Origin of the sequence: Paenibacillus macerans, assembly GCF_050565405.1 — a bacterium.
GTDB classification, from domain to species: domain Bacteria; phylum Bacillota; class Bacilli; order Paenibacillales; family Paenibacillaceae; genus Fontibacillus; species Fontibacillus macerans_B.
On record NZ_JBNYYG010000064.1, the window covers coordinates 1 to 22,506 of the forward strand.

Below are 22,506 nucleotides of genomic sequence, written 5' to 3' on the forward strand. Positions count from 1 at the left end.
CTCTTACTACCTTTAAACGAAATTCATCTTTGGCTTTTCCCATAACTTAATCCTCTCCCTTATTTCCATTGTAAATCCTTGTAGGAGAGGACTCCAGTTTATTTAGGGGGCCTAGAGGAAAGTGCAGGAATTCGCAAGACTTTGGCTTATTTCTGAGAAAAGCCTGCATTTTTGCAGGAATTCTTTGGAACCTCTTGGTATGATTCAGATTTCACGGGTTTCCCGGAAGCTTTAATGCAACGCCAGTGGGAGGATTTCCGGTTGTTTCGCCGGGTCTGGCTTTAATTCACGTTCTCCGCTGCTTGTTTAGCCGGTCGCTTTCGTGCGCAAGTGCAAGTTACTGCAGAATCAATACGACGCCACTAGCGCGAGTTACCGAAGGATCAACACGGCGAGCAGCAACAGCAGGGCTTCCAGGCCCTCGTTCAGCGCGCCGTACGTGTCGCCGGTCAAGCCGCCGAGTTTGGCGCTCATCCGGCCGGCCGCCCAGGTGCCGGCCGCCCAGGCTAACAACGGATGCAGGCACAAATACAGCAGCGTGCGCAGCAAGTCGGGCTCGCCGATACTGCTCCATGGACCGATGATCAGCGTCAGCAGCAGGCCGGCCCCCGACAGGGAGATCGCCAAAACGGTCGCGCTTTGCGCATCGCGGTCACCGAAACCGCGGAACTGGCCGGCCAAGCCTTCGCCTTGCCGGGCCTTCGGCCATTTGTGCATCGCCCGGGTCATGAACCAGCGGCTCCAGACGGGAGCCGTGAGCAGAGCCAGGCCCGACGAGAGCGCGCTCCCCTGCAGCAGGGATGCCAGAAGCGACGCTTTGAGCATCAGCAGCAGCACGCAGGCCAGTACGCCCATCGCGCCGACCCGGCTGTCCTTCATGATCTCCAGCATGCTCTCGCGCGATCGGTAGCTTAGCAGACCATCGGCCGTGTCCATCCACCCGTCCAAATGCAAGCCGCCCGTCAGCCATACCCACAGGATCAGGGCAAGGACGGCAACCGGCAAGGGGGGCACGAGCCATGCGGCAAGCAGGCCGAAGCCCCAGACGCAAAGGCCGATGGCCGCTCCGACGAGCGGGTAATACCCGGCGCTCCGGCGCAGCAGCTCGGGCGTGAAGTCCAGCTCCTTCCGCACCGGGAAACGGGAGAGAAACTGGAACGCCGCCAATATCGCCTGAACGGCTCCACTGTCCGACGGCGGGGTGGATCGGTTACGCTCCCGTGCGCTCATAAGCGATACTCCCTGCTTTTCAATTCGATAGGAATCCCGGCGGTCACCAGGAACACCTGATCCGACAAGGCGGCCATCATCCGGTTCAGCAGCCCCGCCAAATCCCGGTATTGCCGCCCTAACGGGTATTCCGGGACGATGCCGCTGCCGACTTCGTTCGTAACCATCACGAGCGTGCCGGGAAAAGCCGCAGCCGCCGCGGCCAACCGCTCGATCTCCCGCAATGCCGCCGTATCTGCGGGCACAGGCTGATCTTCGGCAGCAAGCAGTACGTTGGATAGCCATAAGGTCAGGCAATCGATCAACACGACCGGACCGGCGGCGGCAAGGGAAGCGGATGAAACTGGCTCCCCCGTCCGCTCGCCCAATCCGCTCAGCAGCTCCGCCAGACGAAGTGGCTCTTCGAGCGTGGTCCAGGCATACCCGTTATGCTCCCGCTGCTGCCGATGCAGGGCGATGCGCGCCTTCATTTCTTCGTCAAAAGACTGCCCCGTCGCGACATAAACCGCCGCTTGCGCATGCTTCATGATCCAGCGTTCGGCGAACGAGCTCTTGCCGCTGCGGGCGCCGCCGGTCACCGTGACGATCATTGGTGATTCTCCCCGGACCCGGACCCGGATTCGGAATCACTTCCGTCCGCGACCCCGGCACTCTCAAACGTGGCCATTTCGGACACAATGCGGCAAGCCGCGTCGATAAGATGCAGCGCCAGCACGCCGCCCGTGCCTTCGCCAAGCCGCATGTCCAGCTCCAGCATCGAAACCAGGCCAAGCTCCTTCAGAAGCTGACGATGCCCCTGCTCATGGGATACATGCGAGGCAACCATGTAGCCTACGGCTTCCGGCGCCAACCTTGCCGCGATCAGGGCGGCTACGGTCGAGATGAAGCCGTCGATAACGACCGGGCTCCGCTCCGCGGCCGCTCCCAAAATAACGCCGGTCAATCCGGCGATTTCCAGCCCGCCGACCTTGGCGAGGACGTCCAGCGGATCGTTCGCATCCGGCCGATTCAGTTCCAAAGCCCGTTCCACGACGGCAATTTTGTGCCGCAGCCGCTCATCGTTGATCCCGGTCCCGCGTCCCACGCTGGCCAGCGGCGCCGCACCGGTCAGACCGCTCATGATCGCTGCACTGGCCGTGGTATTGCCGATCCCCATCTCGCCGGTAACGAACAAGCGAACCCCGCGGGATACCGCATCGGCGACCAAATTGGCACCCGCCAATATCGCAGCTTCGGCTTCCTCCCGGCTCATCGCCGGCCCTTTGGCCATATTTCCCGTTCCGTAGCGTATTTTTTGCCGCACCAAGCCCGGATGCTCCAGATCCGCATTGACCCCGATATCCACGCAAACCACGTCGGCCGACGCTTGACGCGCGAGTACGTTGACCGCCGCGCCGCCGGCGAGAAAATTCAGCACCATCTGCGGCGTCACTTCCGCCGGAAACGCGCTGACGCCTTCCTCGCATACGCCATGGTCCGCCGCCATGACCACGACCGTCCGTTTGGGAAAAGCCGGGCGTACCTCCCCCGTTATCCCGGCCAGCTTGACGGCCAATCCTTCCAGTTTGCCGAGGCTTCCCGGCGGCTTCGTCAAACGGTCCAAATGCGCTTCGGCAGCCGTCATCGCCGCCGCATCCAGCGGTTTTATTCCCTTCGCCAATCGCAAAACCGAATCATATCCCATGAATCTGTCCCCTTTCTTCCTTCGCCTTATCCGTTCCTTCGTCTATCCTGCCCGCTTGACTGAGCTTGCTCCCGCCGCAATAACAGCTGCGGAACCCCCATATCCGGGTGGGCGACCCGGTGTGCGTGTACCCCGAAGACCGTCCTGATCATGTCCGGCGACAGGATCTCCTCCGGCGGTCCCTGCGCCACGATGCGTCCCTCGCCCATCACGAGCAGTCGGTCGCAAAACAAGGCGGCCAGGTTCAAATCATGCATGACCGATACGACGGTCAACCCTTCCTCCCGCCGCCAATCGGCAATCAGCTCCATAAATTGCATTTGATAGCGCAAGTCCAAATACGTCGTAGGTTCATCCAACAGCACAAGCTCCGGCTGCTGCGCCATGACCTTCCCCAGGGCGGCTCGCTGCCGCTGCCCCCCGCTCAGCACGTTGAGCGGACGCTGCTCGAGCCCTTTCAGATCCAATCTTTCCATGATCTCGTCGATCAGGCGCCGGCTGCCAAGCGCTCCGTCCTTTTCCTTGCCGCGCCAATCCTGGTAAGGGAAACGGCCCATTTCAACGACCTCCCGGACCCCGTAGGCTACCGGCGGCAATCCGTCTTGCTGCAGGACGGCGACTTTGCGCGACAGCGCCTTCCGCGCATACGAGGCCAGCTGGCGGCCATGAAGCGAGATCCTCCCCGCATCCGGCTTTTCCACGCCGGAGATCAGGTTCAGCAGCGTCGTTTTCCCGCTGCCGTTCGGGCCGATCAATCCCCAAAATTCGCCGGGACGGACCCGCCAATCCACCTCATGCAGCACCGCCTGCCGACCAAAGGCTTTGGACACTCCCGTTACCTCGATCAACGCAATTCCTCCTCCCTCTGCTTCTTCTTGCGATATAACAGATAGCCGAAGAAAGGCGCTCCCACGAAGGCCGTAACGATGCCCAGCGGAATTTCCGTCGGGGCCAGCAGCGAGCGGGCCGCAAGATCGCTCCACATCATGAATATTCCCCCGCCGAGCGCGGAGAGCGGAATAATCAAACGATAATCCGGCCCGGTAATCAGGCGAATCATATGCGGCACGACAAGGCCGACGAACCCGATGACGCCGGACACCGACACGGCCGCCGCCGTCATCAGCGTAGCCACGAGCAGGACGGTCAGCTTGGTGCGTTCCACGGCCATCCCCGAATGGGCTGCCTGGCGTTCGCCGAGAGCCAGCAAATTCAAATGCTTGGCCCGGCTCCACAAATACAATGCGCCTACCAGCAAATATGGGAAAAGGATGGCCGTATACGACCATCCGCGCAAGCTCAAGCTCCCCATCGTCCAGTATAAAATTTCATTGACCGTTTTCTTCGACATCGCCGTCAGGAAGGACACGACCGCGCCGAGAAAAGACTGCATCACGACGCCCGACAAAACCAGGCTTTCAATGGGCAGCTTCCCGTTCTCGCGGGCCAGCCAAATGACGATCCATAGCGTAAGCGCCCCCGTTGCAAAAGCGACCGCCGGCAGCGTAAACACCCCGAACAGCGAAAACTGCCAACCGAAAAAAATCAGCACGGCGGCGCCGATCGCCGACCCCGAGGAGACGCCCAACGTGAACGGATCCGCCAGCGGATTGCGCAGCACCCCTTGAAAGCCCGCTCCTGCGACTGCCAGCGATGCGCCGACCAACATCCCGAGCAAAACCCGGGGGAGGCGCACCTGCACCACGATCTGCTCGGAGGAGACGCTCCAATCGGGCGTGATCAGCTGCGCCAGTCCCGGGATCCGGTGAAGCAATATCGACGTTATCTCGCCGGCCGGCAAATAGACCGAACCGATGCCGATGCATAACAGCAGCGTGACGGCTAGCAGCAGCAGTCCAATCGCCCCGTATCCGGCCAATTTGCCGCGAATCATGGTTTGACCAAATCCGGATAAATCGCCATGGCCACTTCGATCAAGCCTTGCGTGACGCGGGGTCCCGGACGGCTGAGCAGGTTGTCGTCCAGCCCGATGACGCGGTCGTCCCGGATCGCCGCAATTTGATCCCACCCGCCGCGGCCTTTGATGATGTCCGCCAGCGTTTGGTTATTCTCGTCGATGACGCTTTTCGCGTATAAAATCACGTCCGGATTCGCTTGAATAATATTTTCTTCGTTAATTTCGGTCCAGCCTTCGACATCGGAAGCCACGTTGATCCCGCCCGACAGCGTGATCATTTCATCCATGAACTCGCCTTTGCCGACCGTCCAGCCGGGAGAAAACTCGATGTAAACCTTTTTCTTCTGGTCTTCGGCCACCGATTTCACCGCTTCGGTCACGAAGTTCAACTGCTGCTCCATCTTGCCGACCACCTCTGCGGCCTCCGCCTGATGGTTGGTAATCGTGCCGATTAGCTTGATATGCTCCATCGCATCGTTAATCGTTTTCGGATTCGACTCAAACACTTTAAAGCCCAAATCGCTTAAATTCTTGATGACCGCCTCGTCGATGATGCCCCCAACGACGATCAAATCCGGCTGCGCGGCCACGACCGCCTCCACATTCACGTTGGAGGAACCCATCCGCGGCTTGTCCTTCACCGCTTCCGGGTAATCGTCCAGGTCGGAAACCCCGGCCACCTGTTCATCGAGGCCCAGCGCAAACAGCACTTCCGTGTCCGAAGGCGCCAGCGAGACGATTTTTTGCGGAGCCGATTCGAACGTGAATTCCTTGCCGCTCGAATCTTTTACCGTCAACGGATAAACCGTTTGCGTCGCCTCTTGCGTATCGGCTGCATCCGTTTCGGCGGTCTGCTCCTGCTGCGCCCCGTTCGTACCTTGATTTACCGCTGCGTTATTGTTGCCGCAGGCCGCAAGCAGCAGCACCAGCAGCCCGATTCCCCATATATGTTTCCAGTTCTTCATGACTAACCCTCTCCTCTTTCCGCGATTTTCCCAGTGCTAAAGAAACCCGAGTCGAAGCGATACGTGGTCCATTCGGCCATTTACCGGCTGAAGCCCAGCCTTGGCAAAAAGAAAAACCCCAATCCTGGCGGATGGGGTTACGTCTACAAAGTCATGCCGCGAACAGGCCCGGCTTCCCGACAAAAGGCTTTCCGGCTGCAGGCGATGGTTGTCTTGGCAGAACGTTATCCTTTCCTCGAAGGACCGTCTTCGTTTCCCGTGGGCAGGTCTCCTGACTTCCAGGTATCGACGACGCTCGCCTTCCCATCTCCCGTTCGCCGGGCGACAGTGGCATCTTGAGCTCGTCCCTGTTTACAGTGGCGGGACCGTGCCGGACTTGCACCGGCTTCCCTTTTAACCCGAAGCTGACGGCATCGCCGTGTCTTCAGGACCTACGGGCACTAATGTTCGCTTGTCTTTAGGCTTTCTTCTCTATTGGATTATAGGGGAAAAGAGAGTAACTGACAATACGCAATCCGTTCAACGCCGATCCCCCCGGCCTAACGGTCGACCGATAAATCCGCCCCCAACACGCCAATAATGGCTCCGTTGCGCCGGATCGGCACGGCGAGCGTCAGACAGCGCCGTTTCGTAATCGCCGAGACGTAAACGTCGGAAATGACCGCTTCACCGCCGATCGCCCGGAGGAACCAATCCCGGCCTTTCGCGTTAAGCAAGCCGGCTTCCGGGATGGACACGACGAAGGAACCGTCTGCCCGATTCGTCCAGGCCGCTTCCAGTCCGGTTTCCCGGGCCAGCAGCTCCTCCAGCGCGGCCCGGTGGCCAAGCGCCTCCATGCCGTCGAAACTCGGGCGATCGGCCGCTGCCTGCAGCTTTCGGGCATAAGCTTGTCCCAAGGCAAGCACGTCCCCGCGCTCATCGCCGGCGTCCGGCGCCGAACGGACGGATTCCAGCGATACCATCAGCTCGGCCTGGGCTCTGTCCAGCCCTAGAACCACCGTTTGCAGCTTGGAGATATGCCCCCGCTCGGATTCCATTCGGGCCAGCGCTCCCTCCACATGGGTGATGCTCCGATTCAATGCTTCGTGGACCTCGCCGAGCATATCCTCCATATTCCGCGTCAGGGTAGCCTGCTCGCGGCTCCGTTGTCCCGTCTCCGCGACGAGGCCGTTCAACCCGGCCACCTCCTCCGCGATATAACGGATATCTTCCCCCATCCGCTTCATCAGGGAAATGCCCTCCAGGGCCGAATCCCGGCCATGATTCAACGTCGATTTCACTCGTTCCACGTCCTCCGCGATTTGCCGGAACAAGGGAGCGGAGTGGCCGATGGCCTGGGTGCTTTGATCGGCCAGCTGGCGCATCCGAACAGCTACGACGTCAAAGCCTTTCCCCTGCTCGCCGAAACGGGCCGCTTCGATCGACGCGTTCAGCGCGAGCAAAGCCACCTCGCCGGCAATTTCCTCGAGGTTCCGGTACAACGTCCCGAGCTTGCGGGTATTGCTCTCCAGCTCCTCCATCGGTCCGGCGATCGATTGCTGGGACTCGGCCAGCGAGCGGATCGTTCCGTCCGCCGTTTCCAGCGCCCCGGCCATCCGCACCGCCTCTGCGCGTGTTCTCTCGCTGCGGTCCAGCAGATGGCCCGCGGCCTCCTGGATCTGATAAGCCGAGGAGGCCACCTCTTCCATCGCCGCGAGGCTTTCCTGCACCTGCTCCAAAGAGCGTTCGCTGCTGTGCTTCAGCTTCATGTCTTCGACCGCTGCGGTATCGGACAGCTTCTGAAGTTGTTCGATGCTGTCGCTGACTTCGCCGACCGCCGCCTGAAGCCGGTCTGCCGCGACCAACGACTCGTTGGCGATCGTCGTCCAATTCGCCTCTTCCTGTTTGGCCATACCAACCGCGTCCCGATCAGCCTTCCGGGGAAAAGCACCTATTCCCAGCTTCAGCTTCATGATCCCACCCCAATATGTTAGTTTTGCTAACATTATAGAATAGGACCAGAGTCTTAGAAAGGGAAAATTTGGGCTGATCGAAGTAATTGTGCAAAAAAACGGTGGAATCCTCCAAACAAAACGAACATATATAACACATCATGTTATATATGTTCGTTTATTCGCATGCGTTAACCATATGTTTCTTACAAAACTGCCTTTGCTTACGGTACAAGCATCAACGATCGCCCATCCGGCGCTTGCAATGTCTCTCCCGAGCGGTTCCGAGGACACGATCACCGCCCGTCCGGCGATCCGCCGCACGCTGCTCAGCATGCGCCGCCGCTCCTGCGGAGAGAGCACCGAGCACAGATTATAAGGCATATCGACAATGGCTGCGTCGTACACGCCGTCCAAGTCGTTCAAATCGCCGATCGCGACCAAGGCGGAATCGTCATATCCGAAATGCCGCAAATTGCTTCTTGCACCGCGAACGGCCAGCGGGTTGATGTCCCTGCCGACGATATCGATGCCCATCGACAGCGCCTCGATCAGCACGTTGCCCATGCCGCAGCAGGGATCGATGACCCTCCGGCCCGCCGGGTCGGGCACGGCAATGTTCGCCAGCGCTCTGGCTACCGACGTCGTAAGCCCGGTCGAGTAGTTGTTCGGCTTCTGTTTGTGCGCCTGCCATACCGGCTCGGACGGCCGGCAAATGCCGAACAGCCAGCCGTCTTCCCGCGCCAGCAAACCGAAGGTGACCTCGGCCCGGCGCATGTCGGCCTTCCCGCGGATGTGCCGCCCTACCTCCCGCTCCATTTCGCGCTGCTGCTCATAAGTCCGCTTCAATCCGCTTTTGAGATAAAGCGCCTTAAACGTGCGCCCCTCAAGCCGGATCTTAGCAGCCCCGGCGCAAATTTCCTCCAGCGTCGCCGCCTCGAACAAAACGTCCAGCCTTAGCGAAACGAACGGACTGCGGTTCGGTGCCAACCGGATTCGGCTATCGACGTAAGGCCGGTCCCGCGCAGCCTCCCCGTCTTCCCCGAACAAGGCGCGAAGCTCCATCAGGCAGAGCTCACGCTCGTTCTCGTGGCAGGCGTAAGGGTAAACGTAACGTTCCGGCGGATGATTCAGATTCAAGCTGCCGACTTCCTCTCTATCCATTCTGCTCCCCATTGTAACAGAACGCCCGGCGTTTTGCCTTGCGATTATCTCAATCGTTGCGGTCCGGAACCGCTTGGTCCCGGGGGATGGCCAAGCGACGGCGCGCGCTCCCCCTGCATCTCGGTCAACTGCCCCCAATAGCGTTTGGGCATATGCGACATTTGCGCCCGCGGGTTCAACCGCTCGCGGATCGCCACCGTTTCGTAGAACCGCTTCCACAGGCGGCGGTAGGCGAGCTCCATCTCCCCGGCTTCCGGCAAGGACAACTCGTCGACATCCACGATCTCCGCCCGCCCTTTTCCTTTCTCCTCCGGCTTGTGGATGAGCGCTTGCCCATGGGTTTGGTCGTAAATTATAAACGCTTCCTGGCGGTATCGATCGCAAAAATGCGGAGCCAATATCGGCAGCACGCGATTCTTCGGCTCGATCACCGATACCAGCGCTTCGCCGTAAACCGAAAACCGCACGAATCCCATGAAAGCATGGCTTTCCGTGTTCAGGTGCCGCACGGCCTTATGCAGCCGGTGCACCGTATCGTCCGTCAGCATATCCATCACCGTCCGCCCATGCCGGAAGCCGAGCCGGAGGAAACGGTAAATCAGCAAGTCCTTCTGCGGATCGCAGGTCAGAAAGCCGCGGCGGACGAGCTCCTGGGCGGCCGGAGAAATTTTGCGCCCGATGGCGGCATAGACGCGGGAAGCCTTATCCGGCGAGGTGTCCACCCAGCGGGTCAGGAACAGGCCATACTGCGGATCGGCGTCGGACCGCACATCTACCAGTTCCTCCTTGCGCGCATAGCTCTCGAACACGCAGCTCAGCAAGCCGTCGAAGCTCCCGTCGTAGGCGTAGGCCGCATCGCTTATCCAAACATCCATGCGCTCAGCTCCCTTCCCGCCGTACCCGCCAGCTCTTCGTCGGAGAACAGCGTCAGCTGCTCAACTTTCGGCCGGGGCAAATACATGTCGATCTCTTGGCGGGATAACAACGACCGAAGGATCGTGCTTTCATTGACCTTGAGCCCTTCGAGCCGGCGGCCCGAACAGGTGATGAAATATTGCGCCCGCTTCAGCACCACGCCGAGCTTCTTCAAGCCGTGAAAATCCAGCCGCGACGTTCTTCGCGCCGCCAAGATCCGCTTGGCGCTGCGGACGCCGATGCCGGGCACGCGCAGCAGCGTCTCGTATGGGGCCGCGTTGACGTCCACGGGGAAGCGGTCGATATGATTCACGGCCCAATGGCATTTCGGGTCCATGAACAGATTGAAATTGGGCGTGCGTTCATCGAGCAGCTCCTTGGCTTCAAAACCGTAGAAGCGCAACAGCCAGTCCGCCTGATACAAGCGGTGCTCCCGCAGCAGCGGCGGCTTGCTGTCCAGCGACGGCAGCAGCGAATGCTCCGCTACAGGGGTATATGCCGAATAGTACACCCTCTTCAGCTCGTATTTCCGGTAAAGCGCCTCCGTTAACGTCAAGATTCGCAGATCGCTGTCCGGCGTCGCGCCGACGATCAGCTGCGTGCTCTGGCCGCCCGGCACAAACCGGGGAGCATGGCGGTACTTTACGAGATCGGTGCCGTTCTCCCGAATGCCCTGGCGGATCGCGGACATCGGCTTCAGGATCGCTTCCTTGCTCTTGTCCGGCGCCAGCCGGTTCAGGCTATCCTGAGACGGCAGCTCAATGTTCACGCTCATCCGGTCGGCCAGCAGGCCCAAACGGGATATCAGCGCCGGGTCGGCCCCGGGAATCGCCTTGACGTGGATGTAACCGCCGAAACGGTATGTCCTGCGCAGCAGCTCCAGCACCCGGATCAGCTGTTCCGTCGTATAGTCCGGATTCCGCATGATCCCGGAGCTCAGGAACAAACCTTCAATGTAATTGCGGCGGTAAAAATTCATCGTAAGCTCCGCCAGCTCCGCCGGCGTAAAGCTCGCGCGCCGCGTATCGTTGGAGCGGCGGTTCACGCAGTATTTGCAGTCGAAAATGCAGGCGTTCGACATCAGCACCTTCAGCAGCGAAATGCAGCGCCCGTCGGCGGCAAAGCTGTGGCAAATCCCGCAGGCCACGGTATTCCCCACCGCGCCGCCGGCGCCGCGTTCGCCGCTGCCGCCCCGTTCCACGCCGCTGGAAGAACACGATACGTCGTATTTGGCCGAATCCGTCAATATGGTCAGCTTGTCAATTACGTCCATGCGTATAGCCTCCCTTTCGACTGCATTATATGACGAACATATGTTCTTGTCAATTGCGAAAAAAACGAAGCACCCTTAGCGAGCCGCTCCGTTCCTCTCACCTTTATTCCTGCTCGTGCGCCCCCCCGCTAGCCAAAAGAATGTTGATGTTTTGCTGCTGGCGGTATTCGTTCGGGGTAACGCTGTACTTCTTGCGGAACATCTGCGTAAAATGGCGCATGTCCTGGTAGCCGATGTATTCGGCGATTTCGGCCACCTTGAGCTTCGGATTCAGCAGCAGTTGCTTCGCCTGCTCCAAACGCAGCGAGGTAACGTGTTCCTTGTATCCCAGCCCGACCTTCTGCTTGAACAGCTGGCTGAAGTAAGCCGGATTCAAATAAACGACGGAGGCCACCTTTTCCAGCGACAAATCCTCGTTGTAATGCTCCTTGATGTATTGCAAGGCAACGTCGATCGCTTTCTCCCCGCTGCCTTTCAGCGGCTCCAGCAGGGTGACCGGCGAATCTGAAGCTTGCTTCATGCGCATGACCACCTGCGGCACCGCTTTGAAATCGTCGTTCAGCCCCGAATGGATGATTTGAAAGGGCACCTTCAAATAATGCTTCATATGGGCCTTCACTTCGTCCTGAAACAACCCGATCCGCTCCGGCTCCCGCGGCGCGATCAGCCCGAGCAGGCTCTGCCGGTCATAGCTGACGACAAAGCCGCGGCCGTGCCGCTCGATCAGCTCGGACAGCACGTTCTCCACGATAAAGTGCTCCAGCCGTACGCTTTTGTCCCCGGCGTCCATCTGCACCATGATCAAATAAAAGCTGAGGTAATCCTCCATGAACGGGGTCAAGTCCAAATTGCCGATATCTAGCCCCGACGCCAGCCGCTGGAACACGCCTTCCCGCAAATATTTCAGATTGGTCTTAAGCAGCTCCTCTTCCTTCGTGAGCTCGCTTTCCTCGCGGATTTCCGCGGCCAGGCTGCTAATGATCTCCTCCAGTCGGGTCTTGCCGATCGGCTTGAGCAGGTAATCGCGCGCCCCCAGCCGAACCGCCTCCTGGGCATAGGAAAATTCGCTGTGCGCCGAGACGACCACCCATTTGACCTGGGGAAACTTGCGTTTGGAGATCCGCATGAATTCCAGGCCGTTCATCCCCGGCATCAAAATATCGGTAAGCACGATGTCGATCCGCTGCTCGCCCATGATTTTGACCGCCTCTTCCGCCCCGGCCGCAACATCGACCGCATATTCCGGATACATCCGCTTAATCGTCCGCTTGATCCCTTCGCGAATCGCCCGTTCGTCGTCGGCAATCAGTATGTTCACTTAAGATGCCTCTCCTTCCTTGGGAAGCGGCAGCACGACGGCTACCTTCGTTCCTTCATCCAGGGTGCTTTCGATTTCCAGTCCGTAACGTTCCCCGAACATATGCTGCAGCCGGCGGTGCAGGTTTTGCAGTCCGATTCCGCCCGGGCCGTCGTTCGGGGTTTGCCGGGTCAACGTTTCCTTCAGCCGGGCCAACTGCTCGGCATCCATCCCGTTTCCGTTGTCCTCCACGACGATTTTCAATACATCGTCTTCCTCCAGCGTATACAGCTTCAGCACGCCTTGGCGTTTCAGCGATTCCAGACCGTATTTCACCGCGTTTTCAATGATCGGCTGAACGGTCATTTTCGGCAGGCATATGTCCAGCAGGCGGTCGTCGATCTCCGATTCCACCTGCAGCCGGCCTTCCAGCCGGATCAAAATGATCGTCAGGTAATGGCGAATCTGATCCAGCTCTTCGCGGAGCGTCACCTTCGCCCCGTCCTCCCACTGGCTGCTGTAGCGGAACATCGAGGACAACGAAAGCACGAGCTCGCCCAAGCGGTCGTTCTCCTTCTCGTCCAGCATCCAATAGATCATATCCAGCGTGTTGTACAGAAAATGCGGATTCACCTGCGACTGCAGCGCATGCAGTTCGGCATTCTTCTCGCTGACCGAGGAAATTTTGACCCGCTCGATCAACTCCTCGATCCGGTTCACCATCCGGTTAAACGAAGCGACGAGAATATTGATCTCCTGATACGAAGCGACGTTGACCATCCCCCGGAAATTGCCTTGCTCGACCTGTCTCATTTCCCGGATCAGATTCTTCAACGGCTTGGAAAATGTGCGGGAAACGATGGAAGCGATGACAGCCGAAACGATGATCAGAATCGAGATGACGATCAGCAAATACCGTTTCATTTCCACGAGTTCGACGTTGAGTTCTTGCCGCGGGGTGGTGCTGATCACGGACCAGTCGGAAAAAGGCAGCCTGGAGGCGACCGTGATGCCCGACCCGGTCTGCTCCACGACCACATCGCGAGGACCGTTCAGCTTGGGGATATCGTTCAGCACCGGAGCCGGATCGGTCAGCGACGAGACGACCTGTCCCTGCCGGTTAATCAGATAAACCTGGCTGTGCTCCCCCAGCTTCAAGTTGTCAAGCGCGTCCAGCACGGGCTGGGGATTGACTTCATATAAAACGATGCCGATCGGCTTGTGTTCGTTCAAATCGTAAATTTGCCGGCCAAAGGCAAACACCGGGCTGTCTTCGGCCAAATCGATCAGCGAATGGGAATACACGCCCAGCCATACCAGTTTTCCCGAAGAATCCTGCAGCTGACGATACCAGTCCTCATGGGGATAATCCGGATCCAATACGTTCATCGAGTTGCCGTAGTTGTAAATTTTTCCGTGATCGGTGATAACGTGAATGCCGACCAAATCATCGCGCGAATAAAAGATCGCCCCGATGATATTCGTGATCGATTGCTCGTTAATATAAGCGACCGCAGGCTCGTCGGATTTCTCGTTCAGCAGACGGATCATCTCGAAATTGTTGGTTATCGACTTGGACAAGCTGTCATAGCCTTCATACAGCAGACGGAACAAGCCGACCGTCTGGGCGACGTTCTTCTGCGATAAATCGCTTAATTTCTCATGATACTGCTCCGTCGTCCGGCTGTAGTAGAGCAGGCTGACAATCAGCAAAATGCCCGACATGCAAAAAAGAAACAGCAAAAACAACCGATGGTTTATGGAATGAAAGCCGTTTCGCAACTGTTTTCTCCCCCCATCCTCGTGTCCTGCTGCTCCTCCATTATAAGTCCGCACTTCTATTTTTCAAGATGAAACATCAGCCTTTTACCGCTCCCGCTACCATTCCTTTCGTAATTTGGTTTGACAGGAAGAAATAGATCAAAATGACCGGCAGCGCACCCATGACCAGGAAGGCGCCGATGCCGCCGTAGTTCACGGAATATTGGCTGACGAACGTGTACACCCCGAACGGCAAAGTCTTCAGCTTCTCGGACGAAATGAACGTCGCCGCCAGAATGTATTCGTTCCAAATCGTGATGAAGGTCAAAATGCACACCGTCATCATCGGCGGCACGGACACCGGCAAAATGATGCTGCGGAAGATCCGGTAAATGCTTGCTCCGTCGATGAAGGCCGATTCCTCGATTTCACCCGGAATGCTCTTCATGAACCCGCTTAGGATAAAGACGGCGATCGGGGTTGAGAAAGCGATGTACGGCAAAATCAGCGACAGGTGCGTATTCAGGATATCGATATTTTTGAAAATAACCATGAGCGGCAGCAGCGTGGCTTGCATCGGGATCATCATCCCCATCAAAAAGACGGTCATGACCACGTTGCCGTAACGCCAGCGGAACCGCGAGATCGCGTATGCGACCATCGAACTGAGGAGGATGACGCAAATCATCGTGACGGCGGTGACCAGCACGCTGTTCGACAAATATTTCAGGTAGCTGCCGGATTCGTAAGCGTCCTTATAGTTATGCCACTGCAGCGCCTTCGGGAAGGCGAAGAAGCTGCCGCTCATAATTTCTTCGTTGGTTTTCAGGGAATAGAGCAGCAACCACAACAGCGGATACAACTGGGTAACGATGGGAACCGCAAAGAGCAGATACACGATTCCTTTTTTGACTTTTCTCATGATCGTGCACTCCTTTGCTAGCTGTATTTTTTCTCGAGTTTGTTGAAGATGAAATTAATGAACACCGTGCATATGAGGCACAGCATGACCAGAAACGTCGCAATCGCGCTCCCGTACCCGTATTTCTGGGACAGGAACGAGCTGTTGTACATATGCGTCGAGATGACGTCGGTCGCATGGGCCGGTCCGCCGGCCGTCATGACCATGACGAGGTCAAACGCCTGCAGGGATCCGATAAACGCCAACACGATCGATATTTTAAAGATCGGGACGATCAGCGGCATCGTAATGTAACGGTCCGCTTTGAAACCATCCGCCCCGTCGATTTTCGCAGCTTCATAAATCTCGTCCGGAATGTTCTGCACCCCGGTGTATTGAATCAATAAATGATAGCCGAAATACTGCCACAGGGAGACGAAATACAAGCTGAACATGGCGATTTTCGGCTCCGTGAGCCAGTTATGCGTCCAGCTGTCGAGCCCCAGGGAGATCAGCACGCCGTTCAGCATACCGCCCATCGAGGTCGGGTTATAAATCGTTTTCCAGAGTTGTCCGATGATCACGACCGATAAAATGACCGGCGTGAAATAAATCGACGCCAGGGTGTTCCCCTTCTTCAAATAACGGCTGAGCAAAATCGCGAAAAACAAGCAAAGCGGAATCTCTACCATGGAGGCTACCGCGTACAGCAGGGTCCGCCGGACCGACGGCCAGAAGACGGGATCATTCCAAAACATGTCGCGGAAATTGGCCAAACCGACGAATTTCGCGGTCGTGATGCCGTCCCAGTCCAACAAGCCGGTATAAAACGAAACGATAATCGGAACAAACACCAGACACACATACAACAACAGACATGGCACTACGAAGACGGCTATTGTGCGTGCGGGCACCTTCAGTACTTTCATCTCTCTCCGCCCTCCAATATAAATCCGATGCGAAGAAGCGCTTTAGCACGAATCCTCTAAAAGGCCACTTCGCATCGATAGTTGGTATTTTATCGTTTCTGGTTTATTTTTTATTGGCTTCGAAGGCGGTTTGATGTTCTTTGGCCACTTGGGCGGATTCCACCTTTTGCACGAACAGGTTTTGGATGCTGCTGAGGTGAACTTGCGCCGTCGCCGGGTTCATCGTGTTGTCGAACGCCAGATCGCCGCCTTTCACTTGGTTGAACAATTCCGCTACGTTGATCGCCAGGTCGGAGTATCCGGCCGCTTTCAGGTCGCCGTCGACTTTTTGGCCCAGACCTACGGCATTTTTGTTTTCAAATTGCTTTTTCGGGAAGTTCAACGTGAAGAAGTTGAGGAAATCCTTGGTTTCTTGCAGATGCTCGCTGTTCGCGGAAATCGCGTACGCGCTGCCCGGCGCCAGCATGAATTCGTTCGGATCGCCTTTGCCGCCGACCGTCGGGAATTGGAACGCGCCCACTTTGCCGGCTACGGAAGAAGCGTCAATCGCGCCGGTTTCCCAGGAACCGATGACCCACATCGCCGCTTGGCCGGTCTTGAAGATGTTGCCGCCTGCCGTGGCATCGATGGACGTAGCTCCGTCCGGGAACGCGCCGGCTTGCACGAGATCCTGGAAGCGATCCACCGCTTCGATGAAGGCCGGATCTTCAAACGTCTTTTTGCCGTCCATGACGTCTTGCAGGAAGCCGGGGCCGCCGTTGGTGCGGAGCAGGATGTTCATGAACAGGAACGAACCGGTCCAGGAGTCCTTCTCCCCGATCGCCAGCGGCGTGATGCCTTTCTCTTTGAGGGTCTTCACGTCGGCCAGGAATTCGTCGAACGTTTCCGGCGTTTTGGCGATGCCGGCTTGCTCGAACAGTTCCTTATTATAATAGACGACTTCGATATTGTTGCCGTCAGGCAGCGCGTAAACGTTGCCGTCAAAGCTGTAGTAATCGAGCAGGCCTTCCTGGTAGGTGTCCTTCAGCCCGTTTTGATCCAGCATGTCGTTCAGCGGGGCCAGCAGCCCGGCATCGACGAACGGCTTCATTTGCGCAGCCGGGTTCACCATGGTAATGTCCGGTACCTCTTTGGAGGCCGCTTGCGTTTTCAGCTTCACTTTTTGCTGGTCCGTATTTAAGGTGTCGAGCTCGATATGAATGTTCGGATGAGCGGCTTCATACTCTTCGACCAAGGCATGCACCGTTTTATAGGACGGAGTTGCCGGGTCCGGGTAGATATTTTGGAACGTGATGGTGATCTTCTCGCCGCTTCCGCTTGTTGCGGCGTTCCCTTCCGGCGCGTTGGACGCCGTATTGTTCTTCTCCCCGTTGCCGCAAGCCGCCAAGCTAAACGCCAGCGCCGCGGTTAAAGCGATTGCTGAAGATTTTTTCCATAGGTTCTTTTTGACCATTGTTTCTTGCCCCCTGTATTTAGGATAAAACCATTATTTCGCTTTTAAGCGCTTTCAACAAGGCGTGAACTTTAGGGATCAGGTTGGTTTTTTTCAGGTATGTATGTTTTTCCCCTGATTCCCGGAAATTCGGAAAAGCCGAAAAAACGGGAGGGCATCCGGTTTGCGATGGCTTTCGGAAAAACAGGCGCGGGGGCGGCAGCTCGGGGCGGAGCGCTATTGAGTGGGGAGAAGGGGACGTTGGTAAGGCACAGCGGCATGCCCGGCGGTAAACCCGGCGGCAAGAGACGGTGGCAGATGGCTAACGAATCTGAGACACCTTATTTGCCCTAAGATCCGGCGATTGCAAGTCTAACGAATGTCAGCGTCCTTATTCCTCTGTTTCTGCGAAAAAAAACGCGAATTCGGCGAAATAACGTTAGCTGGATTCGTTAGATCAGGGATAAGCGTAAAAACGTTGCAATAGCGTTCCCTGGGTTTGTTAGGGCCAGGCCTCTCCCGCTTTATGGCCGCAATTCAGCAAGCAGGCGGTAGGAGTTCAGCCGCTGCTCATAGTCGGGGATCGGCGAAAGGATCAGGAATTCATCGTTCCGATATCGGCTTTGCATCTCCCGAAGCTGCGCGCGAATTTGCTCGCCGGTCCCCGCAAAGCCTGTAAAAGGCGAGCCGCCGCGGGCGCTGAACCCCGCTTCCGTCTTGGCAAGCAAGGCCTTCGACTGCTCGTCGGTTTCTGCGCAAATAACGCTGACAGCCAACAGGGTCTTAGGCGCCGGCTGGCGGGAGGACGGCTGAAAGGCATCCCGGTAAGCCTGCAAAATCTCCTCCCCGTCGCTGTCGCTCATAAATTGGCCGAAGACGTAACCGGTGCCTAACTCGGCCGCGTACCGGGCGCTTTTCACGTTGGTCCCCAGCATCCAAAGCGCCGGCGGGATTTGCGGCACCGGCCGGGCTGCGACCGGGTGGTCGTCGTAGCGGTAATTATCCTGGAGCAAGGCGGAAAGATCCTTGGCCAGCTGCGGATAACGCGCGACCCGCTCCAAAAAATTGCCGCTTAAGGCCATTGCCGCGTGCGCCTCCCCACCCGGCGCCCTTCCGATTCCAAGGTCCACCCTTCCCGGATAGAGGGCCGCCAACAGCCGAAAGCATTCCGCCACCTTGAGCGGACTGTAGTGAGGCAGCAGGACGGCTCCAGAACCGAGCCGAATCCGGCTCGTCCTCGCCCCGATGTGGGACAGCAGCACCTCCGGCGACGTGCTCGCCAGTCCCGCCACATCATGGTGCTCCGCGGTCCAATAACGGAGGTATCCCCACTCTTCCGCGTGCCGGGCCAGCCGGGCGGCCTGTCCGACCGCCTCCTCGGCCGTGCTTCCCTGAAGCTTCGGGACCAAATCCAGCACGCTCAGCTTTAGCGTCGTTTGTTGCTCAGCCATTCCAACACGCTCCTTTCCGTTATCATATATACAAACGCAACACGCCGCCGGGCCCTACCCGGGTATCCCAAAACCCGAGGCCGGGCTGCAGCAGCGAGGACAGCATGGAGATCACCCCACCATGAGTCACGATCAATAAGCGTACGGTTTGGGCACGTTGTTCCGGGGCGCGCGTTTCGATGCCCGCCCATCCGGCCTCGTCCCCCGGTTCGCCGGAACCCTCCCGAACGTCCCGGTCCCTCGCCGCCAAACTTGACGACCGTGCCCGAAGCTCCCCGCACAGCTCGGTCACCCGATTCTCAAACTCCCGCCACGACTCGCCTCCCGGCGGCGTCACGGTTTGCGGATCATCGATCCAAGCGCGGTAAAGGGCGTTATCTTTCAGCATGTCGTACGTTTGCCCTTCCCAAACGCCGAAGTTCATTTCACGCAGCCGTAGATCAAGCCGCGCACGATCAACGAGATCGGGGCGGGCGATCGCCAGCGTCTCCCTGCAGCGGCGCAAATCGCTCGTATAGACCGCCGCGAAGGAAATGCCGGCCAACTCCCGGCGCAGCTCGGCCAACCCGGAAGCTTCGTCCGCCAGCAGCGGCGGATCGCTGTGTCCCTGGTACCGGCGCTCCGCGTTCCAGGCCGTGATCCCGTGGCGGACCAGCCACCATTCGATGCTCATATCCGTTCAACCTCCCTGAGGGCCGCTTCCGTGAAATCAAGATCAAGTACGACAACCGCTAAATCCAGGCCCAGCCGCCGCTTAACCCGATCCATAATATCGTTCCCGCAACCACCGCCGCGTTCGCCACCCAGAACATCAGCTTTGCCGCCTTCCGCACGTCCTCCGGCTCCAGCTCGCGGGTTTTCTCGCCCATATAGGCGCGGAACGAGACGACGCCGTGATAGGAATTTTCGCCGCCCAGCCGAATGCCGAGTGCGCCCGCCACCGCCGCCTCCGGGTAGCCGCTGTTCGGGCTCGGATGCTTTGGGGCGTCGCGGCGCACGGCCCGCCACGCTCCCCGTGCGTCCAGCCGCAGCGCCCAGGCGGCGGCGAACAGCAGCAGCGCCGTCAGCCGGGCGGGGATGTAATTGGCGATGTCGTCCAGCCGGGCGGAAGCCCAACCGAGATCGATGTATTTGGCGTTTTTATAGCCGACCATCGAATCGAGGGTGTTCACCGCCCGGTAGGCCATCGCCAGCGGGGCGCCGCCCAGCAGCGCGAACAACAGCGGCGACACGACGGCGTCGACGATGTTCTCGGCGACGGTTTCGACGGCGCCGCGGGCGATCTCCGGCGCATCCAAGTGCGCCGTGTCGCGTCCGACGATCATGCCGAGCGCGCGGCGGGCGGCGGGCAGGTCGCCGCGCAGCAGGTGGCCGGCGACGTCCAGCCCCGCACCCTGCAAGCCCTTGGCGGCGATCGTCGTCCAGATCAGGGCGGCCTCCACCGCGGCCGCCAGCCAGGGGCTGACCTGGGCCAGCAGGCGCAGCGCGGCCCAGGTCAAGGCAAAGCTGCCGCCGGCGACCAGCAGCGGCAGCAGCACGCCCGCCGCGCGAAGCCGGCGGGCCGGGACGAGGCGGCGGATGGCCGCCTCGAGCGCGGCGATCGCCTTGCCCATCCCCACCACCGGGTGGGGGAGCCAGCGCGGATCGCCGAGCAGCCGGTCGAGCGCGTACGCGACCGGCACCACCCACCACGCCGCCATCACCGGCGCACTCCCGCTGATGCGGCCCGCAGCGACTCGCTTACGGCGGCGTACGCCAGGCGGCCCACCGTGCCGCCGAGGTCCGTGGCGGTTCCCGCGTAGGCGTGCAGCAGCGGCCAGTCGGCCCGCTGGCTGACGCCGAGCACGACCGCATCGGTCGTAGTGCCGGTGGCCGAAAGCCCGTTCTCGGCATCGCGCACGCCGAGATCCCCCAGCGCGGCCGTTTTCGCCTCCGTCGCCGTCATGACGGCGTTCACCATCGCCGCCGGCGTCAGCCGCCCGTCCACGGCCAGCAGCAGATTGATCGTTCCCGGCGTCCAGGAGGCCGGGAACGTCGTCCGCCGAACGCCGGCCCGCGCGGCGTTCGACGCCCCCGCCGTTGCGCAGCAGAAGACGGCGAAATCCTCGCCGCGCTCCTCCGCCACCGCGGCGTACCGCAGCGGCACCGCCGTCAGCAGCCCGGCCGTCCCTTCGGCAGGATGGCCCCACTCGCGCAGGAGTCCCGCGATGTCCCGCTGCGGGTCATCGCAGCGGTAATTGCGGTCCACGTAAATATTGACCATGCGCCGGAGCATGCCGTGGCCGCCTCCGTACACCGCGCTGCTCAAGCCGTCAAGTTCCGCCGGCGACTCCAGCAGCAAATGCCGTTCCCCATAACCAAGACTTAAGCCCGGCCAAACCTGCGATTCATAAACCGTCCCCGGCTCTGCCTCCAAAAACGGCTTCGTCATTGCTCCATTCCTCCCATCGTCGCTTCCAGCTCCCGCATCAATTTGGCGCAGGCCGCCTCATCCTTCACCGCCAGCCGGATGTCCCGCGGCGTCAGCCCCGGGTACATCGCGCAGCTGCGCACCAACACGCCGCGCCGTCCCAGCGCGGCCTGCATCGCTTCCGCCGTCCACGGCTCCGGCAGCCGGACCAGCAGAAAATTCGCTTCGCCCGGCCAGGTGCGGCAACCTATGCGCTCCAGCTCCCCGCGCATCCATCGGCGCTGACGCCCGACCAGGTCGATCGTGTCCCGCTCAAACGCCGCGTCCGCGCCCAGGCAAAATTCCCCCGCCAGCAGCGCCAGCGCATTGACGCTCCACGTCACCTGCTTGTCCCTCATCCGCTTTGCCGTCTCCGGATGCGCCAGCGCATAACCGAGCCGCAAGCCCGGGATGGCGTAGAACTTCGTCATCGACCGGATCAGGATCAGGTGGGGATACGCGCCAAGTTCGGGCAGCAGCGTTCGGCGTTCTTGCTCCGGAATGAAATCGATAAACGCCTCGTCCACCGCCACGTAAGTGCCGTACCGCTCTCCCGCTTCGGCAAACCGCCGCAGCTCCTCCAGGCCGTACTGCACCCCGTTCGGATTGTTCGGCTGGCCGACGAAGACCAGGTCCGTCCCGCGGATCAGCCGTTCTACCTCGTCCGGATGGGCTTTATATTGCCGTTCCTCCGTTCCGCAAACCGACTCCACCTCTGCTCCGAACTGCTGCGAAAGCGTGCGGTATTCCGAAAAACTAGGCTCGACGATCCCCACCTTCGCCGGAGCTAAACCGAGCAGCGCGAGCGCCATATTCTCCGCGGCCCCGTTTCCGACTACGAGAGCTTCCTCCTCCACCTGATGGCGGGCCGCTAATAGCGAGAGAAGCTTCCGATGTCCGGGATCCGGATAGCGTACGATGCCGGGCAAAACCTCCCTGAGCGCTTCGAGCAGTCCCGGCGGCGGACCCAGCGGGTTGATATTGGCGCTGAAGTCCGTCAGTTGTCCCGCGTCCACGCCGTAACGGGCCGAAGCCGTCAGCAGGTCTCCGCCGTGCCCGTAAATTTCCAACTCCATGATCGATTCCTCTTTTCCGTAAACCTATGTACGTTCGGGTTTTTCATCCAAAAATCCGATAAACCTTACAAGTCCAATGCCCTCATTATGAAGTTCCGCGTCTTCTCCCGTCAATAAGCGGAGGAACCCG

General features: G+C 59.3%; 20 protein-coding genes and 1 riboswitch. All 20 genes read right to left on the reverse strand.

Going from position 1 to position 22,506, the window contains the following annotated elements; all coding sequences use genetic code 11:
* Window positions 1–372: 372 nt before the first annotated feature.
* A complete protein-coding gene (gene cobS, locus ACQ4N8_RS24250) occupies window positions 373–1,230 on the reverse strand; it encodes an adenosylcobinamide-GDP ribazoletransferase (protein WP_430706923.1) in 858 nt (285 codons plus the stop codon).
* Window positions 1,227–1,820 carry a bifunctional adenosylcobinamide kinase/adenosylcobinamide-phosphate guanylyltransferase gene (cobU, locus tag ACQ4N8_RS24255; protein WP_430706924.1) on the reverse strand — a complete coding sequence of 198 codons (594 nt, stop codon included), beginning with the start codon at window positions 1,818–1,820 and terminating at the stop codon, window positions 1,227–1,229. The genes cobS and cobU overlap by 4 nt, the downstream gene beginning before the upstream one ends.
* Window positions 1,817–2,914: a nicotinate-nucleotide--dimethylbenzimidazole phosphoribosyltransferase gene (cobT, locus tag ACQ4N8_RS24260; protein WP_430706925.1), complete on the reverse strand. Its 1,098-nt coding sequence runs from the start codon at window positions 2,912–2,914 to the stop codon at window positions 1,817–1,819. The genes cobU and cobT overlap by 4 nt, the downstream gene beginning before the upstream one ends.
* 26 nt (window positions 2,915–2,940) lie before the next feature.
* Window positions 2,941–3,762 (reverse strand): ABC transporter ATP-binding protein, encoded by an 822-nt coding sequence (locus ACQ4N8_RS24265; protein WP_430706926.1) that lies wholly within the window; start codon window positions 3,760–3,762, stop codon window positions 2,941–2,943.
* Window positions 3,759–4,808 (reverse strand): FecCD family ABC transporter permease, encoded by a 1,050-nt coding sequence (locus tag ACQ4N8_RS24270; protein WP_430706927.1) that lies wholly within the window; start codon window positions 4,806–4,808, stop codon window positions 3,759–3,761. The genes ACQ4N8_RS24265 and ACQ4N8_RS24270 overlap by 4 nt, the downstream gene beginning before the upstream one ends.
* On the reverse strand, window positions 4,805–5,797 hold the full coding sequence (locus ACQ4N8_RS24275; protein ID WP_430706928.1) for a helical backbone metal receptor: 993 nt from the start codon (window positions 5,795–5,797) through the stop codon (window positions 4,805–4,807). Before ACQ4N8_RS24275 ends, ACQ4N8_RS24270 begins: the two co-directional genes overlap by 4 nt.
* 244 nt (window positions 5,798–6,041) lie before the next feature.
* A riboswitch (cobalamin riboswitch) is annotated at window positions 6,042–6,247 on the reverse strand.
* 89 nt (window positions 6,248–6,336) lie between these two features.
* A complete protein-coding gene (locus tag ACQ4N8_RS24280; protein ID WP_430706929.1) occupies window positions 6,337–7,689 on the reverse strand; it encodes a methyl-accepting chemotaxis protein in 1,353 nt (450 codons plus the stop codon).
* Window positions 7,690–7,887: 198 nt separating this feature from the next.
* Window positions 7,888–8,892, reverse strand: a complete 1,005-nt coding sequence (locus tag ACQ4N8_RS24285) for an RNA methyltransferase (RefSeq protein ID WP_430706930.1) — start codon at window positions 8,890–8,892, stop codon at window positions 7,888–7,890.
* A gap of 44 nt (window positions 8,893–8,936) precedes the next feature.
* On the reverse strand, window positions 8,937–9,767 hold the full coding sequence (locus tag ACQ4N8_RS24290) for a TIGR03915 family putative DNA repair protein (RefSeq protein WP_430706931.1): 831 nt from the start codon (window positions 9,765–9,767) through the stop codon (window positions 8,937–8,939).
* Window positions 9,752–11,080, reverse strand: a complete 1,329-nt coding sequence (locus tag ACQ4N8_RS24295) for a putative DNA modification/repair radical SAM protein (protein ID WP_430706932.1) — start codon at window positions 11,078–11,080, stop codon at window positions 9,752–9,754. The genes ACQ4N8_RS24290 and ACQ4N8_RS24295 overlap by 16 nt, the downstream gene beginning before the upstream one ends.
* A gap of 103 nt (window positions 11,081–11,183) precedes the next feature.
* Entirely contained in the window at window positions 11,184–12,398 is a 1,215-nt protein-coding gene (locus ACQ4N8_RS24300; protein ID WP_430706933.1) for a response regulator transcription factor, read from the reverse strand.
* Window positions 12,399–14,159, reverse strand: coding sequence for a cache domain-containing sensor histidine kinase (locus tag ACQ4N8_RS24305; RefSeq protein ID WP_430706934.1), 1,761 nt, complete (start codon window positions 14,157–14,159; stop codon window positions 12,399–12,401).
* Between the two features lie 76 nt (window positions 14,160–14,235).
* Entirely contained in the window at window positions 14,236–15,060 is an 825-nt protein-coding gene (locus tag ACQ4N8_RS24310) for a carbohydrate ABC transporter permease (RefSeq protein ID WP_430706935.1), read from the reverse strand.
* 17 nt (window positions 15,061–15,077) lie between these two features.
* Window positions 15,078–15,968, reverse strand: a complete 891-nt coding sequence (locus ACQ4N8_RS24315) for a carbohydrate ABC transporter permease (protein ID WP_430706936.1) — start codon at window positions 15,966–15,968, stop codon at window positions 15,078–15,080.
* Window positions 15,969–16,071: 103 nt separating this feature from the next.
* Entirely contained in the window at window positions 16,072–17,421 is a 1,350-nt protein-coding gene (locus tag ACQ4N8_RS24320; RefSeq protein WP_430706937.1) for an extracellular solute-binding protein, read from the reverse strand.
* Between the two features lie 503 nt (window positions 17,422–17,924).
* The gene (locus tag ACQ4N8_RS24325) at window positions 17,925–18,851 is read right to left on the reverse strand and encodes an MsnO8 family LLM class oxidoreductase (protein ID WP_430706938.1); all 927 of its coding nucleotides are present in this window, start codon (window positions 18,849–18,851) and stop codon (window positions 17,925–17,927) included.
* Window positions 18,852–18,873: 22 nt separating this feature from the next.
* Window positions 18,874–19,524 carry a histidine phosphatase family protein gene (locus tag ACQ4N8_RS24330; protein WP_430706939.1) on the reverse strand — a complete coding sequence of 217 codons (651 nt, stop codon included), beginning with the start codon at window positions 19,522–19,524 and terminating at the stop codon, window positions 18,874–18,876.
* A 58-nt stretch (window positions 19,525–19,582) separates the two neighbouring features.
* Complete coding sequence (gene cbiB / locus ACQ4N8_RS24335) at window positions 19,583–20,551, reverse strand: adenosylcobinamide-phosphate synthase CbiB (protein WP_430706940.1); 969 nt, start codon at window positions 20,549–20,551, stop codon at window positions 19,583–19,585.
* Window positions 20,551–21,282 (reverse strand): adenosylcobinamide amidohydrolase, encoded by a 732-nt coding sequence (locus ACQ4N8_RS24340; RefSeq protein ID WP_430706941.1) that lies wholly within the window; start codon window positions 21,280–21,282, stop codon window positions 20,551–20,553. The genes cbiB and ACQ4N8_RS24340 overlap by 1 nt, the downstream gene beginning before the upstream one ends.
* The gene (gene cobD / locus ACQ4N8_RS24345) at window positions 21,279–22,376 is read right to left on the reverse strand and encodes a threonine-phosphate decarboxylase CobD (RefSeq protein ID WP_430706942.1); all 1,098 of its coding nucleotides are present in this window, start codon (window positions 22,374–22,376) and stop codon (window positions 21,279–21,281) included. The genes ACQ4N8_RS24340 and cobD overlap by 4 nt, the downstream gene beginning before the upstream one ends.
* Window positions 22,377–22,506 lie beyond the last annotated feature (130 nt).

Bases quoted from the DNA above. Each gene is read 5' to 3' on its own strand.
- ACQ4N8_RS24285 (WP_430706930.1), bottom strand. From the start codon at position 8,892: ATGGATAGAGAGGAAGTCGGCAGCTTGAATCTGAATCATCCGCCGGAA.
- ACQ4N8_RS24330 (WP_430706939.1), bottom strand. From the start codon at position 19,524: ATGAGCATCGAATGGTGGCTGGTCCGCCACGGGATCACGGCCTGGAAC.
- cobU (WP_430706924.1), bottom strand. From the start codon at position 1,820: ATGATCGTCACGGTGACCGGCGGCGCCCGCAGCGGCAAGAGCTCGTTC.
- ACQ4N8_RS24280 (WP_430706929.1), bottom strand. From the start codon at position 7,689: ATGGCCAAACAGGAAGAGGCGAATTGGACGACGATCGCCAACGAGTCG.
- ACQ4N8_RS24315 (WP_430706936.1), bottom strand. From the start codon at position 15,968: ATGAAAGTACTGAAGGTGCCCGCACGCACAATAGCCGTCTTCGTAGTG.
- ACQ4N8_RS24270 (WP_430706927.1), bottom strand. From the start codon at position 4,808: ATGATTCGCGGCAAATTGGCCGGATACGGGGCGATTGGACTGCTGCTG.
- cobT (WP_430706925.1), bottom strand. From the start codon at position 2,914: ATGGGATATGATTCGGTTTTGCGATTGGCGAAGGGAATAAAACCGCTG.
- cobD (WP_430706942.1), bottom strand. From the start codon at position 22,376: ATGGAGTTGGAAATTTACGGGCACGGCGGAGACCTGCTGACGGCTTCG.
- ACQ4N8_RS24275 (WP_430706928.1), bottom strand. From the start codon at position 5,797: ATGAAGAACTGGAAACATATATGGGGAATCGGGCTGCTGGTGCTGCTG.
- cbiB (WP_430706940.1), bottom strand. From the start codon at position 20,551: ATGGCGGCGTGGTGGGTGGTGCCGGTCGCGTACGCGCTCGACCGGCTG.
- ACQ4N8_RS24290 (WP_430706931.1), bottom strand. From the start codon at position 9,767: ATGGATGTTTGGATAAGCGATGCGGCCTACGCCTACGACGGGAGCTTC.
- ACQ4N8_RS24340 (WP_430706941.1), bottom strand. From the start codon at position 21,282: ATGACGAAGCCGTTTTTGGAGGCAGAGCCGGGGACGGTTTATGAATCG.
- ACQ4N8_RS24325 (WP_430706938.1), bottom strand. From the start codon at position 18,851: ATGGCTGAGCAACAAACGACGCTAAAGCTGAGCGTGCTGGATTTGGTC.
- cobS (WP_430706923.1), bottom strand. From the start codon at position 1,230: ATGAGCGCACGGGAGCGTAACCGATCCACCCCGCCGTCGGACAGTGGA.
- ACQ4N8_RS24295 (WP_430706932.1), bottom strand. From the start codon at position 11,080: ATGGACGTAATTGACAAGCTGACCATATTGACGGATTCGGCCAAATAC.
- ACQ4N8_RS24310 (WP_430706935.1), bottom strand. From the start codon at position 15,060: ATGAGAAAAGTCAAAAAAGGAATCGTGTATCTGCTCTTTGCGGTTCCC.
- ACQ4N8_RS24320 (WP_430706937.1), bottom strand. From the start codon at position 17,421: ATGGTCAAAAAGAACCTATGGAAAAAATCTTCAGCAATCGCTTTAACC.